Origin of the sequence: Methanomethylovorans sp. (assembly GCF_041447285.1) — an archaeon.
Classification (GTDB): domain Archaea; phylum Halobacteriota; class Methanosarcinia; order Methanosarcinales; family Methanosarcinaceae; genus Methanomethylovorans.
Genome location: NZ_JBGMEB010000006.1, coordinates 328,010 through 342,355 on the forward strand (window position 1 = coordinate 328,010; position 14,346 = coordinate 342,355).

A 14,346-nucleotide genomic window follows, 5' to 3' on the forward strand; every position below is an offset into this window, starting at 1 on the left:
ATCAATTAGTTACTATTAAGGCGCGTTAGGAGGGAGATTATGGCTTCAATATTGGTAAGCTCATCGGAACAGTACTCAGGAAAAAGCTCTCTATGTCTGGGTTTTGGTGTTATTCTTAAAGAGAGGGGTTACAAGATCGGATACATGAAGCCCATTGGAAATCTGCTTATAGATGTCAATGGATCACTTTCAGATGAGGATGCTGAGGGAATAAAGAAGTTACTGGGATTACAGGACGATCTAAGCTCCATTACTCCAATTTTGCTTACGGAGAACCTTACGGATGATGCTCTAATGGGTGTGGAGAAGGGCCTCGATTCAAGATTAAAGGAAGCTTATGAAAAAATATCGCAGGGAAAGGATGTGGTCCTGCTGGAAGGTGCAGGGGGTATCGGTGGCGGAGCAATGTACAATCTATCAGATCCGGAGGTAGCTACAAAGCTTGATACCAAGATGCTGCTTATTACAAGATATGATTCTGAAAGGGCTGTTGACCGTATCCTCTGCGATCTTCGTATAATCCAGAACACAGAGATCCTTGCAGGCATAATACTTAACGAGGTACCTCTTAGTAAACTCAAAACAGTTTCTCATTTGGTGGTGCCTTTCCTGGAGAATAAAGGCATAAAAGTGTTCGGCTCCATCCCCGAAGATGATATGCTGCGCTCTGTATCAGTATCAGAAATGGTAGAAGACCTTAATGGAGAAGTACTGGTGGGTGCAAGCCACCTGGAAGACCTGGTGGAGCATTACCTTGTAGGTGCTATGGAGGTAGGTTCTGCCATAAAGTATTTCAGGCGTATGCCTAACGCAGCTGTGATCACTGGTGGTGACCGCTCCGATATACAGATGGCTGCCATTGAGGCTAAAGTAAAATGCCTGGTGCTCACAGGCAACCTACGCCCCAGTGGTGCAGTGCTGGGAAGTGCAGAGGAAGCTAACATTCCCGTGATCCTTGTCAGGGGCGATACCATGAGCACCATTGAGAAAATGGAGCACCTTATTGGCCATGCACGTATAAAGCAGGAAGCTAAAATAAAAAGGATCGTGGAGCTCATCAAGAAATATGTAGATGTTGATGGGCTGATCGCGGAAATAGGACTTACTAAATAAGTCCAGTCCTTCTTCCGCTTTCCTCAATCATTTTCGATTTCTTTTGTCCTCTGCCTGAGTATTTCCACAATATCCGGGTTCTGTAGCGTTGTCACATCACCTTCATTCCTGTCATTGACAATGGCTTTGAGCACGCGGCGCATTATTTTCCCGCTTCTTGTTTTAGGCAGATCGTCTGTGAATATTACCTGCTTTGGTTTTGCAATAGGACCGATATTCAGAGCTACATGGTTTATCAGTTCTTTCCTTAGTTTTTCAGTAGCCATTACACCTGAGCGGAGAATTACATAACAATAAATAACTTCTCCTTTAAGCTCATCCAGCTTTCCCACTACCGCAGATTCTGCAACAGCAGGATGTGATACGAGAACGCTTTCCACTTCAGCAGTACCTATTAGGTGTGCAGCCACTTTGATACTATCATCTACGCGTCCTATTATCCAGAAATAACCATTCTCATCCTGCTTGGCACCATCCCCTGCAAAATATGTTTTTCCATCCCATTTGCTCCAATATGTTTCCTTGAAACGTTCAGCATCGTTGAAGATGGTGCGCACCATACTTGGCCAGGGTCTCTTGATAGCAAGCAGTCCATCCGTGCCCCGGGGGACTTCTTTGCCGGTTTCATCAAGCACAATAGCTTCTATTCCCGGGAAAGGTCTTGTGGCGCTACCGGGTTTGAGTGTAGTAATTCCAGGCAGGGGTGTGATGAGCACCATACCTGTTTCTGTCTGCCACCATGTATCGACTATGGGGCATTTCTTCTGCCCAATGTGTTCATAATACCAGAGCCAGGCTCCGGGATTGATTGCCTCTCCAACACTTCCCAGCAGGCGCAGAGTGGAAAGGTTATGCTTCTGTGGCCATTCATCACCCCATTTCATGAAAGTTCTGATGGCTGTAGGTGCCGTATAGAGTATGGTAACTTTGTGCCTTTCTATTAGGTCCCACCACCTGTCCTTATCCGGGAAATCAGGTGCCCCTTCATACATTAGTATTGTAGCACCATTTGATAGAGGTCCATAAACAAGATAGGAATGCCCTGTGATCCATCCACAGTCCGCAGTGCACCAGTAGATATCGTTCTCTTTCAGGTCGAATATCCACTTAGTAGTGACATGGGTACCTACCACATAGCCACCGGTGGTATGTACAATACCTTTTGGCTTACCGGTGGTGCCGCTGGTGTACATAAGAAAGAGCATATCTTCTGCATCCATTGGTTCGGCTTCACAAACAGGTTTTTCGTCTTTCATCAGGTCATGCCACCACACATCCCTTTGTGGGTGCATCTCAACTTCAATGTCCGCCTGCTTTACAACTATCACTTTTTCGACGCCCTGGTACATGTGTGAATCCATGTCTGTCTTCTTTTTCTGTTCCACCACAGTGCCTCTGCGGTAATATCCATCGCATGTGATGATGAACTTACTCTTGGCATCCCCTATTCTGGTAAACAGAGCTTCACCGGAGAAAGCTGCAAAAACTACATTGTGAGGTGAACCTATCCTTGCACATGCCAGCATCGATATCACTATCTCTGGTATCATGGGCAGGTAAATGGTTACGATATCTCCTTTTTTCACACCCAGTTTTTTCAGGGCATTGGCAAAGCGGGAGGTTTCTTCCAGAAGTTGCCGGTATGTATATGTCTTGACTTCTCCCATCTCTCCTTCCCAGATGATGGCTGTTTTGTCAGCCCTGTTTGCCATGTGTACGTCTAGGCAGTTGTAGGAGGCGTTAAGTTTCCCTCCTATGAACCATTGCGCATGCGGTGGCTGCCAGTCAAGTACTTTATCCCACTTTTTGAACCAGTGGATATCATTGGCAAGCTCTTCCCAGAATCCTTCCAGGTCCTGCGCAGCCTTCTGGTACACTTCAGGGTCATTGATATTTGCTTTTCTTGCAAAATCCAGTGAAGGTGTATACTCTCCACTCATGAGGTTTTCTTTGTTTGTGCTAACTCCCATTTTCCACACCACAAAGTTGTTGTTCCTATTTTTCATTGGATAGGATGGGTCAAATAGTTTCCCATACCAGTAAAACAAATATCGAATCACAAAAAGAGAAACAAAAAAGAAATAAAAAAGTAAAGAAGAAACATCTTATTTCATCATTTCAAGCATATCGCACATTTTATTGATGGTATCTACAGCAGTTTGCATACCCTCTTTATCTTCAAGAGCAGGCTTTTGCAGGATACCGCCAAAATGTCCTCCGTCACCGACAACTATCATCCCATGTATGTGCATCCAGTCATGGATAGTCTGGATGGTCTTTTCCTGTCCGCCATTGCGTGAACCTCCAACTGCTAACGCTGCACCTACTTTGTTCTTTAACTGGAATCCCTGTCTCCTGTGCAGTACGCTGCGGTCGAACAAGGCTTTGACCTGAGCGGTAACTGAGCCAAAATATACAGGTGATGACACAATAATGGCATCTGCTTCTTTCAGTTTTTGATACGCATGCTGCATGTCATCGTCGATAGGACACATTTCCTCATCCCTGCATATCCCACATGCAGTACATGGAGCTATCTTTGACGATGATATGAGGACACTATCAACTTCAAAGCCTCTGCTTTTTGCTATTCCGAGGACTTTTTCTATCAGCTTGTCGTTGTTGCCACCTTTAACGGGGCTTGCGGAGATGCCTAATATCTTCATGTAAATCATGAATGTGAAATACGACCGCATTTATTATCTTTTGCTTTTGGTACAATAGTGTTTTCAGTGTTCCTGAAGGAATACATAAATATAAGAATGAATTCAATTATAATTCTACTTCGATGTTTCAGACGGAGGCATCGAAATAGCTGTGATTTACATTAACTACTGATAGCGGTGATTTAATTTTGTCAGCTAAGGATATCCTCACTATAGACGATTTTGATGTGAAAGGTAAAACAGTGCTGGTGAGAGTGGACATTAACACTCCTATGGACCCAGAGGGAAACATCCTGGATGATATGCGCATCAAAAGCCATATACCCACGTTGATTGACCTGCATGAGGCTAAGGTTGTGTTACTGGCTCACCAGAGCAGACCTGGCAAAAAGGACTTCACCACTATGAAGGCGCATGCTGTTCGGATGTCTCAGTACCTGGGACGTGAAGTAAAATACGTGGATGATATTTTCGGCACATGTGCCAAGAACAGTATCACTGCGATGAAAAATGGCGATGTTATTCTACTTGAAAATGTCAGGTTCTATTCAGAAGAGTCTCTGGAAAGGACCGTAGCAGAACATGCAAAATCTCATCTGGTCAAGAAGCTTCTACCACATATCGATATTTTCCTCAATGACGCTTTTGCCGTATCTCACAGGGCTCACTTATCTATTTTAGGATTCACTGAAGCTCTTCCTACCGGAGCAGGAAGGGTTATGGAAAAAGAGGTTATTTCTCTGGACAGAGGTATAAAGGGTGGTGCTCGTCCCTGTATCTTTGTGCTGGGTGGTGCAAAGGTGGATGATTCTCTGAAGGTTGCAGAGAACGTTCTCATCAATGGCGGTGCTGACAGGGTTCTTGTTACCGGTGTGGTTGCAAATGTTATGCTTGCAGCTTCAGGCGTTGATATTGGTAAGGTTAATATGGATTTCATAGAATCTCAGGGGTACACTGACCAGATCGAAAAGGGAAGGAAAGTGCTTGAAGCATTCAATGGAAAGGTAGGTCTTCCCATAGATGTAGCTCTGAACGAGAATGGTAAACGTTTAGAGGTACAGGTAGAAGAACTTCCAAATGGCAATATGCCTATTTATGATATTGGTCTTGAAACTATAGTGGCTTTTTCTAATGAGCTTAAGAATGCAAGAACTGTAGTTCTTAATGGTCCGGCAGGACTTTCCGAAATGGCTGAATTTGCTCTTGGCACGCATGAGATAATAAGAGCTGCGTCTCATTCTGAATATTCTATAGCTGGAGGAGGTCACATTTCAGCGGAGATCCGTCATATCGGTTATGAGGACAAGTTCTCTCACCTGAGCACAGGCGGTGGTGCATGTATAGATTATCTTGCCGGAGAGAAATTGCCAGGTGTCGTAGCACTTAAAGAAGCTGCAGTTAAACGTAAACTTCAGAAGTAATTGCTTTAAGCGGATACTAAAAGGGGAGTGGGTATCATATTAACCAAAGTTGAGGGAAAACTGGCTGTAAAGCTTGCAAGAGATGCAATTGAAACACATCTCAAAAGCGGTAAAAATATCGATATCTCTGAGATCGAGCTTCCATCTGTGTTCAATGAGAAAAGAGGAGTTTTTGTCACTCTCACAAAGGATGAATTGCTACGTGGTTGTATTGGCCATCCCTATCCTGATTCTCCTCTTAAGTATGCTATCACTGATTCTGCAATATCGGCAGCTTTCCGTGACCCGCGCTTTCCTCCAGTCCGTGCTGATGAGATAAAGCGCATTGTTGTGGAAGTAACTATTCTTACTCCTCCAAAAAGGATCGATGCTTCTCCAAAGGAGCTTCCAGGTAAGATCGAGATAGGAAAGCATGGGCTTATTGTCAAAAAAGGATATTATCAAGGTCTTCTCCTGCCCCAGGTTGCTCCTGAGAACGACATGGATGAAATTGATTTTCTTAATCACACCTGCCTCAAAGCCGGCCTGGAGTATGATGCCTGGCTTACGGGGGCTGAAGTATACTCCTTTGAGGGGCAGATATTTGCTGAAAAAGAGCCCCTTGGTGAGGTTATAGAAAAGCATTTTGAAAAAGGATCATGTTCAAGCACGTGATCTGAAAAAATAGCTAAGAAATAATTTTATTTCTCTTTTTACGACTATTCTTAACCTATTTGTTCTATCATAAAGAAATATATTTAACACTTGACTACTAAGTTATATGTTGGGTGTGTTGGCAGTGACTACTAAGAAAGCTGTACTGGAAGTTCTCAAAACTGTTTTCGATCCGGAGATGCCTATCAGTATTCTGGATCTTGGACTTATTTATGACATTGATGTAAAAGGGGACCTTGTTCATATTAAAATGACTCTCACAACACCTCATTGTCCTATGAGTGCTGTTATTGTAAAGGATGTGAAGCAAAAGATAGAATCTATAGAAGGTGTCAATAAAGCTGATGTGGAACTTGTTTGGGATCCGATATGGAACCCTTACATGATCTCCAAAGAAGTTATGGGAAAGACAAATCATAAATGAATTATTTCAGGTACATCTCTCCAATGCATCCAGCAGCCCTTGCACATCTTTTTCCAGTGTGTCCAGTGATACTTCTATCATAAGGTTGACATTCCCTTCAGGACCGAATGTCCTGAAATCTGTGCGAAGACCCAGAAGTTTTTTACCTTTCGCATATGCATATCCTATTTCCCACGCTGTGCCAGAGTCTGCGTCACTGCCTCCATCCAGAACAGCTACAACGATATCACAGTTATCTATGGCTTTGACATCCATCTCAAAAATGTTTTTCTGCCTAACCTCAAGCCGTGTTTCCATGTCATCATTACCATCTTCCTGTGGCAGAAATACAGAGAAACCATTTTCCACAAGCTTGTCACGCAGATATACATTGAAATCTCTTTCAGCGTGTGAAAACAGAGGACCTGCAAGATAAATGTTCTTTTTATTGACCATAAGATCATCCTTAGTAAGAAGAATCCTTATCTTAGGTGGTCTTTATAGATAAACATAACCAGGCAGGTCAATGGATAATTTATATCGGTGTACATAATCAGTTTTAGTTATAATTTGTATTATTTTCGGCTCTGTAGAAATCATCTATTTTAGAGGAGCTAATCAAGTTGACATTTTTACGAAATGTGTCTGTATATATCGTTCCATAACAGACATTTCAGGCTAAAGATATTGATTTTAACAGGGTTTCTACAGAGCCTTATTTTCATTTGTACCTACTGCGTATGTTTATATAGTACCTCACTATATTGCTCTATTTTAATAGTTAGGACGATAGCGCAACTAAAAAGGCCCTGTAGCCTGTTTAGCTGTGACTTGGTGGTATGAGTGCAAACTAGATTTAGTGATTAGTTTGCGGTGTAGTTATATTTCTTGTTATAGGATGCATAGGGGATAATATTCTATTCTCAAAACATGTAGATTATTATTCTCCATTGCAACAGATATTTAATTTACAGTTAAATCCTTTAATGGTAAAATTTTTATTATTTTATTCCACATTTATTAACTAAGTTTATATAGTTGGATTGCCTATCACTATTTTGAGAATAGATCTCAGGATCCACTCTTATTACAGAGTGGGTGGTAGGAATGCAAATAAAATCAAACAAATTAATTTGTTTTGGACTTGTATTGTTTACGATCATGACCGTGGGAATCGGTTCTGCTGATTCCCTGGATGTAGAGCTTATTAATCAAATTGATGGAAATTTTAAAGATGTTGTAATCTCTGGAAATTATGCCTATGTCGGAGAAAACCAAGATCTTGTTATTTTTGATATTAGCAATGCAGCTAATCCTTTAGAAGTAGGAAGAATAGGAACTTCATGTGATGTGGATGAGGTAGCTGCATCAGGGAATCTTGTCTATGTAATTGCTAGGAATAAGCTTGTCATTGTGGATGTCACTTACCCTTCAGAACCGATTATTGAAGGAAACTATAATCCAATTGCTTTTCCTTATGTATGCGATATTGAAGTATCTGGAAACTATGCCTACGTAGTCTGTACTAGTGGTGACTTTTTCATAGAAGACATCAGTAACCCTTCTTCCCCAATATTGAAGGGAAGTATAGATGATCTTGGTCAGCTAAATAACGTTGTTATCTCAGGCAATTATGCCTATATTTCCACATACACAGGTGTTGATGTTGTGGATATAAGTGTTCCATCTTCTCCATCTGAAATCGGATATTATGGAGTCCCAGAATATACACAAGATGTTTACATATCAGAAAAATATATGTATGTAATATTTGATGCTGATTCTGCCTGGGACCTTGAAATCGTAGATGTTAGTAATCCTTTCTCACCAATCTTTAGAGGCTCTTATGGTTATAATGAGTCATCTGAACTTTATGCTGACAATGATATCGCTTTCTCTGGTAATTATGCTTATTTAGCTGTTTCCACGGGTCTTGAAATTGTGGATGTCACTAGCCATTCCTCTCCAAAACTCGCAGGAATATATAATGTTGTTGGCGGTAAAAAAGAAGTTGCTGTAGTGGGTAAGTATGTGTACTTGGCTACCGGCGATGGTCTTTCTATTCTTCGTGTGGATAACGCACCAGCAATTGACCAGAGCACTACTACCACCACTTCTTACCCTGCAACCTACGACAACAGATTGCGCGAGTCCTCTCCAAGTAGCGTTCTTTCTACTACTACCTATGTTGACCTCGGAAAGAGCACATCAATTAGCAGAGATGTAATGATGTTTGACCTCAGCGATTACGAGACAACAGATACGATAGATAAGGCAATACTGTCGCTTTACTGGTATTATCCAGCAGATAAGACACGTACTTCTGACACAGTAGTTGAAATATACAGACCTGTCGAGTGGGATCCCAAGTATGTGAGCTGGAAAAACGGTGTTTCCGGTAAAGCATGGACAAATGCAGGAGGAAGCTGGTATGATAAGAATGGTGTATCCCAGGGCAGTACACCTTATGCTTCAATAAACTTCCCGGCTGGCAAAGTTCCTGACAGTAAATACTATGAATTTGATGTCACGGACCTTGTAAAGGAATATGTAAGCAGGGAATATGATTACACTGGTTTCTTCCTCAAAGCAAAAGATGAGAGTGGCAATTACATTGCTTTCTACAGTTCGGACTGGTCAAATACTGAACAACGGCCGAAATTATCAATTACTTCCACTTCAGGTTCTGCTGAAGATACTTCTGCAGATGAGCCAGTGGATGAACCTGTAGATGAGTTACCTGTGGCACATGCAGGTGATGATATTGCTGCAACCACAGGTTCTGCTGTAAACTTCGATGCGGGTGCATCAACTGATGACAATGGCATAGAGTCCTATTCATGGGACTTTGATGTTTCAGATGGCATTACTTCTGAAGCTACGGGTGTTATGGCTGAGAATACCTACGCAAGTCCGGGTACTTACACTGTGACTCTAACAGTTACAGATACAGCAGGTCAGAAATCTACTGATACGTTAAAGGTAATCGTAAAGAGTAGTTCAGTTACCTACACACCTGTCTATGATAACAGATTGCGTGAATCAAGTCCAAGCACTGTGCTTTCCACTACAGGCTATATTGATGTGGGAAGGAGCACATCCATTAGCAGAGATGTAATGATGTTCGACCTCAGTGATTACCAGACAACAGATAAGATCTCAAAAGCAGCGCTCTCCCTGTACTGGTATTATCCGGCTGATAAGACCCGTACTTCTGAGACTGTTGTAGAAGTTTACAGGCCATTTGAGTGGGATCCGAAGTATGTAAGCTGGAAATCCAGTGCTTCCGGTAAATCCTGGACAAATGCGGGAGGGAGCTGGTATGATAAGAATGGTATCGCGCAGGGTAGTACGCCTTATGCTTCAGTAACCTTCTCAGCCAGCAAAGTGCCTGACAGCAAGTACTATGAGTTCGATGTCACGGACCTTGTACAGGAATACATAAGCGGTGAAAGTAAGAACACTGGTTTCCTGCTCAAAGCAAAGGCCGAGAATGGAAACTACATTGCATTCTACAGTTCCGATTGGACAAATGCAGAGCAGAGACCTAAGTTAACCATAACAAGTTAACTGAAGGATAAGCAAAATATTGCGAGCGAAATTCTTTTTCGCTCACTTCTTTTTTTGATCACTTCTGGAACATAAGCACGCTCAGGAACAAGGATGCTAAGAATCCAACTGTTCCCAGGATCATTGTATTGGTTTCGCCCAGGATTATAAGGTATGTTGATACCAGGGCTATTACTACCAGGAACAGGTTTTTGGTTAGCCTGTCCAGCAGTCTGTACCTTTTCACCTTGTATGTACTTTCCTGCAGTTTTTCAAATCTATATCCTCTAATGGTCTCAATGACATCATTGACACCAGCCGGGAAGTTCCTGAAGATTTCCAGGTACTTGTCGCCTTCAAGCTGAATGGCTTCAAAAGCCTTTTTAGGGGCATACCTTGCCCATATTGCCTTTGAGATTACAGGTTTTGCTCCGTCAAGCAGATTAAATTTCGGATCAAGGTCAAAACAGACAGACTCTATAAGCAGCAATGCTTTTTCCAGGGTGGAGAATTCACTTGGCAGAGACATGTTATATTTCAGTGCTATTATGGCGTAATTATCACTCTGCCTCTCTCCCATTGCATATTTCTGCTCAGTAATGAGTTCATCCATATCTCTTCTAAACTTGCCGATATTCACGTCCTCTTTGCGTAGTTTTCCTATCTTAAGGAAGGCATCAGTGGCAATTTCAACATTTTCTGCATACACTCCATAGAACAGATTGAGCATATCCCTTTTAAGCTCGTTGTCCAGTTTACCCACAGCACCAAAGTCGATAAATGCTATTTTTCCATCTTTTACGAGAATGTTGCCTCCATGGGGGTCTGCATGGTAGAAACCATCGATATAAACCTGCTTGAGGTAACTTGTAGCAATGAGTTTTGCATACTTTGTACGGGTGGTCTGATCCACATCTCTAAGATCCTTTACCTGCACGCCTTCAATGAAGTCCATGACAAGAATGCTCTCCCGGCTATACTCAGTATGTACCATTGGAATTATGACATTTTCATCATCCTTGAAATTGTCATAGAATCTCATCATATTCCTGGCTTCTATTCTGTAGTCCAGCTCGGCGGTAAGTACTTCTCTAAACTCTTTCAGGAAGGCATCCACATCAAAATTACTGCCGATGCCCACAATTTTCACAATAAGGGGTTTCATGTCCTCGATTATATCAAGGTCAAGATTTATGGTATCTATAAGACCAGGACGGGAAATTTTCACCGCTACTTTCTTACCGTCCAATACAGCTTTATATACCTGCCCTATAGATGCGCTAGCTATGGGCGTAGTGTCAAATTCATCAAAAATGTCTACTAAATCCTGTGTCCCATAGTTTACTCCTGTGTTTTCATTCTTATTACCAAGAGCATTGCATTCACATGCGGTTTCAAATGATGGTCTCATCTCATCAAAATCGAGAGGTTTCACTTTATCCTGCAGTTTTTCAAGTTCAATAACATAGGAACGAGGTACAACGTCCGGGCGTCTGCTCAGCATCTGCCCAAGTTTTATAAAACTAGGTCCCAGCTCCTCAAAAGCATCACGAAGTTTTGCAGCACCACCACGATTTTCCAAGTCCAGACTACAGGTGCATTTACTATCAGATATATAATTGCGTTTTATATCCTTGTAAAGCAAGAAAAATAGATTATATTTAATGAATACCCGAATAATTCTGATATATCTGCGCGTTTTTTTAAGCATCTAAGGATTATAATGTTTTTTAGTAAATATATGTTCTCCATCCATAGTTACTTCGTTCAAGCAAACTTCTTATCATTGTATAGAGTCCAATATCCTTTGGGGAAGTTTATTCTTTACTAAGTTAACCAAAAAGCAAGAGAATATATAATTAGATAAATCTGTAATGGTGGATAATGAGATCTCTGGAAATTTTAAGTAGCATCCTTCCTGGAAACAACATAGCTCTAATCTACAAGACTACTTTTGAGTTATTGGATGTAACCGCAAACTACCTTAAAGCTGGCATAGATCAGGGTGAATGTTGTATCTTATACATATCCAGGGACCTTGTTGAAGAATCCATAGATGCCCTCACCGAGGAAGGCATGGATGTTTCGGCTCTTATGTTGAGGTCTCAGCTGCAGATCATGCCATATGAGAGTTTGTTTTCAAATAAAGGTAAGAGCATCTCGGCAGGAATCGATGAAATTAAAAAATCTCATGATAAAGCTATAAGTTTTGGATATGCGCGTCTTAGGATAGCGTTCTGTGGAGCATCCATGAGAACGGACGGGTGGCCAGACTTTCTTTCCCATGAAAGAAATATCATCCACATGCTAGGAGATACAGATACTATCATAATGCATGCTTTTCCAGAGGGATCAATTTCAGGCTCCCAAATGCTGGATATCCTCTCGCTTTATGACAAAGTGACCATAAAAAGACAAGAAAAATTGTCCTATTTGCACATAGGTATGAAAGATGCTGCTTGCAATGAAGAACTTGCTCTATATAAAAGAATACTGAGTCGTATCTGGACAGGTGTGTGGGTAGTTGATAATGAAGACAGGGTGACATTTTTCAATCCGGGCATGGAAGCTATTTCAGGGCTTTTAGCAGAACAGGTACTTGGTAATGATCTGCTTGATTATGTACAGGAAATGGTTCCTGATACAGGAGAAGCATTTCTCACCATTTTCAATATAGTGAAAAGTACTACAAAGCCAGAACCATACGATTTCTTACCATTTTTCAACCCTGAAAAAGGACTTTTGTATCAAAGTGGTGTACTCTATCCACTCTTAGATAATGCCGGTAAATATGATGGTATGGTAGGGACCGTAGAAGACATAACAGAAAGAAAAAAGGCAGAAGCAGCGTTGCATGCAGCTGAAGAGAAATATCGTCTGATTTTTGAGAACTCTCCTCTTGGCATATTCCATTTCGATGAAAAGGGAACCATTACTCACTGCAATGATCGTTTTCTCAAGATCGTGGGTACTACCAGGGATAAGCTCATTGGTTTTAACATGGTTACATCTCTTCAGGATGAAAAGATGGCTGAAGCTGTCCGCCTCGTTCTTTCCCGAAAATTGGGGCACTATGAAGGGGAGTATGGGTCAGTAATAAGTGGAAAGGTAACTCCGATCAAGGCTGATTATAGCCCTAACATTTCTCATGATGGCGTCCTTCTTGGAGGCATAGGGATATTTGAGGACATCACTGAGAGGAAAAAGGCCGAAGATGCCTTAAAGCTTGATGAATCCAGGCTTCAGGCTCTGCTGGAACTGGATCAAATGTCTGAATCATCTCTTAAGGAAATAGCTGATTTCGCTCAGGAGGCAGCTGTGAAGCTCACGCAAAGCAAACTGGGTTATCTGGCATTCATTAATGAGGACCAGACAATTTTTTCCATGTATTCCTGGTCAAAAAGTTCCTGGTCAAAAAGTGCTATGGAAGAATGCAGGCTTGCAGATCTTAAGATTGAGTACCCTGTTACATCCATCGGTTTGTGGGGAGAAGCAATCAGGCAGCGCAAGCCCGTCATTACTAATGATTACGCTGCTCCCAATCCGTGGAAAAAAGGTTATCCCAAAGAACATGTGAAAATAACGCGACACTTGAATATTCCTGTTTTTGATGGAGATAAGATAGTAGCAGTGTCCGGGGTTGGCAATAAGGAAGAGAATTACGATGAATCTGATGTGAGACAGTTAACTTTACTTATGGAAGGCATGTGGAGGTTAGTCCAGCGGAAGAGAGCGGAGGATAGTCTCAAAAAGTATGCTGATGATTTGGCTCAGGCGAATGAGGAGCTTTCAAAAGCCAATGAAGAATTGAAATCGCTGGATCGTATGAAGGACGAATTCCTTTCTAACGTGAGTCATGAGTTCAAAACACCCCTTACTTCCATTAAGGGATATAGCCAGCTTGTCCTTGACGAAACCCTGGGAGATATTAACGATCAGCAGAAAAGGGCAATGGATACTGTTATTCGCAACTCAGACCGTTTAAGGCGTCTTGTGGACTCGTTGCTATATCTTAGCCGAACTCAGGTAGGCAGAATGAGCTACTATTTTGAAAAGGTGCAACTTGAAGAAGTTATCAATAACTGTATCCATGATCAGCTTCCTCAGGCAAAGAACAATGGTGTTATTCTTCGAACAGAGATTGAAGATATCTCACCTGTAAGAGCGGATAAAGACAAACTGACCGATGTGCTGACCAATCTTATTGATAATGCTCTGAAATTCACTCAAAAGGGTGGCCATATCATTGTTGCTGCAAGAAAAGTTCCATCGGGAGTTCATATTGAGGTAAAGGACACTGGTATAGGTATACCTGTTGATCAAATACCTCATTTGTTCCAGAGGTTTTATCAGGTTGATTCCTCTACCAGCAGAAGATATGGAGGCACTGGGCTTGGACTTCATATTTCAAAGACCATTGTAGAAGCCCATAAGGGAAAGATCTGGATAGAGAGTGAAGAAGGCAAAGGAACTACTGTTCATGTGGAATTACCTATATGGCAGGAGTGAATTGCCATATTAAGTCATAATCAACAAAAAT

At 41.7% G+C, this 14,346-nt stretch carries 10 protein-coding genes; 6 read left to right on the top strand and 4 right to left on the bottom strand.

Features of this window, described 5'->3' with window-relative positions; genetic code table 11:
- Positions 1 to 39: 39 nt before the first annotated feature.
- A complete protein-coding gene (locus ACC612_RS04295; RefSeq protein ID WP_371853238.1) occupies positions 40 to 1,113 on the top strand; it encodes a phosphotransacetylase family protein in 1,074 nt (357 codons plus the stop codon).
- Positions 1,114 to 1,136: 23 nt separating this feature from the next.
- Here the strand turns inward: ACC612_RS04295 and acs are convergent, their stop codons facing one another.
- Both acs and ACC612_RS04305 read right to left on the bottom strand, forming a co-directional pair.
- On the bottom strand, positions 1,137 to 3,119 hold the full coding sequence (acs, locus tag ACC612_RS04300; RefSeq protein WP_371853239.1) for an acetate--CoA ligase: 1,983 nt from the start codon (positions 3,117 to 3,119) through the stop codon (positions 1,137 to 1,139).
- Between the two features lie 99 nt (positions 3,120 to 3,218).
- The gene (locus ACC612_RS04305; RefSeq protein WP_371853240.1) at positions 3,219 to 3,779 is read right to left on the bottom strand and encodes a flavodoxin family protein; all 561 of its coding nucleotides are present in this window, start codon (positions 3,777 to 3,779) and stop codon (positions 3,219 to 3,221) included.
- A 185-nt stretch (positions 3,780 to 3,964) separates the two neighbouring features.
- On the opposite strand from ACC612_RS04305, the gene pgk reads away from it, so the two are divergent.
- The 3 genes from pgk to ACC612_RS04320 all read left to right on the top strand — a co-directional run bounded on the left by pgk (position 3,965) and on the right by ACC612_RS04320 (position 6,278).
- Positions 3,965 to 5,200: a phosphoglycerate kinase gene (gene pgk, locus ACC612_RS04310; RefSeq protein ID WP_371853394.1), complete on the top strand. Its 1,236-nt coding sequence runs from the start codon at positions 3,965 to 3,967 to the stop codon at positions 5,198 to 5,200.
- Positions 5,201 to 5,236: 36 nt separating this feature from the next.
- Complete coding sequence (locus tag ACC612_RS04315; protein WP_371853395.1) at positions 5,237 to 5,854, top strand: TIGR00296 family protein; 618 nt, start codon at positions 5,237 to 5,239, stop codon at positions 5,852 to 5,854.
- Positions 5,855 to 5,978: 124 nt separating this feature from the next.
- Positions 5,979 to 6,278 (top strand): metal-sulfur cluster assembly factor, encoded by a 300-nt coding sequence (locus ACC612_RS04320; RefSeq protein ID WP_371853241.1) that lies wholly within the window; start codon positions 5,979 to 5,981, stop codon positions 6,276 to 6,278.
- A gap of 6 nt (positions 6,279 to 6,284) precedes the next feature.
- Here the strand turns inward: ACC612_RS04320 and ACC612_RS04325 are convergent, their stop codons facing one another.
- A complete protein-coding gene (locus ACC612_RS04325) occupies positions 6,285 to 6,713 on the bottom strand; it encodes a nucleoside 2-deoxyribosyltransferase (RefSeq protein ID WP_371853242.1) in 429 nt (142 codons plus the stop codon).
- Positions 6,714 to 7,364: 651 nt separating this feature from the next.
- Here ACC612_RS04325 and ACC612_RS04330 point away from each other — a divergent pair.
- A complete protein-coding gene (locus tag ACC612_RS04330) occupies positions 7,365 to 9,827 on the top strand; it encodes a disaggregatase related repeat-containing protein (protein ID WP_371853243.1) in 2,463 nt (820 codons plus the stop codon).
- 58 nt (positions 9,828 to 9,885) lie between these two features.
- Here the strand turns inward: ACC612_RS04330 and ACC612_RS04335 are convergent, their stop codons facing one another.
- Positions 9,886 to 11,517, bottom strand: a complete 1,632-nt coding sequence (locus ACC612_RS04335; RefSeq protein ID WP_371853244.1) for an ABC1 kinase family protein — start codon at positions 11,515 to 11,517, stop codon at positions 9,886 to 9,888.
- Positions 11,518 to 11,690: 173 nt separating this feature from the next.
- Here ACC612_RS04335 and ACC612_RS04340 point away from each other — a divergent pair, with 173 nt between their 5' ends.
- Entirely contained in the window at positions 11,691 to 14,315 is a 2,625-nt protein-coding gene (locus ACC612_RS04340; protein ID WP_371853245.1) for an ATP-binding protein, read from the top strand.
- Positions 14,316 to 14,346: the final 31 nt, after the last annotated feature.

What these genes read in the sequence shown, in the direction of transcription:
- ACC612_RS04295 (WP_371853238.1), top strand. Translation starts at nt 40, where the DNA reads ATGGCTTCAATATTGGTAAGCTCATCGGAACAGTACTCAGGAAAAAGC.
- acs (WP_371853239.1), bottom strand. Translation starts at nt 3,119, where the DNA reads ATGAAAAATAGGAACAACAACTTTGTGGTGTGGAAAATGGGAGTTAGC.
- ACC612_RS04305 (WP_371853240.1), bottom strand. Translation starts at nt 3,779, where the DNA reads ATGAAGATATTAGGCATCTCCGCAAGCCCCGTTAAAGGTGGCAACAAC.
- ACC612_RS04325 (WP_371853242.1), bottom strand. Translation starts at nt 6,713, where the DNA reads ATGGTCAATAAAAAGAACATTTATCTTGCAGGTCCTCTGTTTTCACAC.
- ACC612_RS04330 (WP_371853243.1), top strand. Translation starts at nt 7,365, where the DNA reads ATGCAAATAAAATCAAACAAATTAATTTGTTTTGGACTTGTATTGTTT.
- ACC612_RS04335 (WP_371853244.1), bottom strand. Translation starts at nt 11,517, where the DNA reads ATGCTTAAAAAAACGCGCAGATATATCAGAATTATTCGGGTATTCATT.
- ACC612_RS04340 (WP_371853245.1), top strand. Translation starts at nt 11,691, where the DNA reads ATGAGATCTCTGGAAATTTTAAGTAGCATCCTTCCTGGAAACAACATA.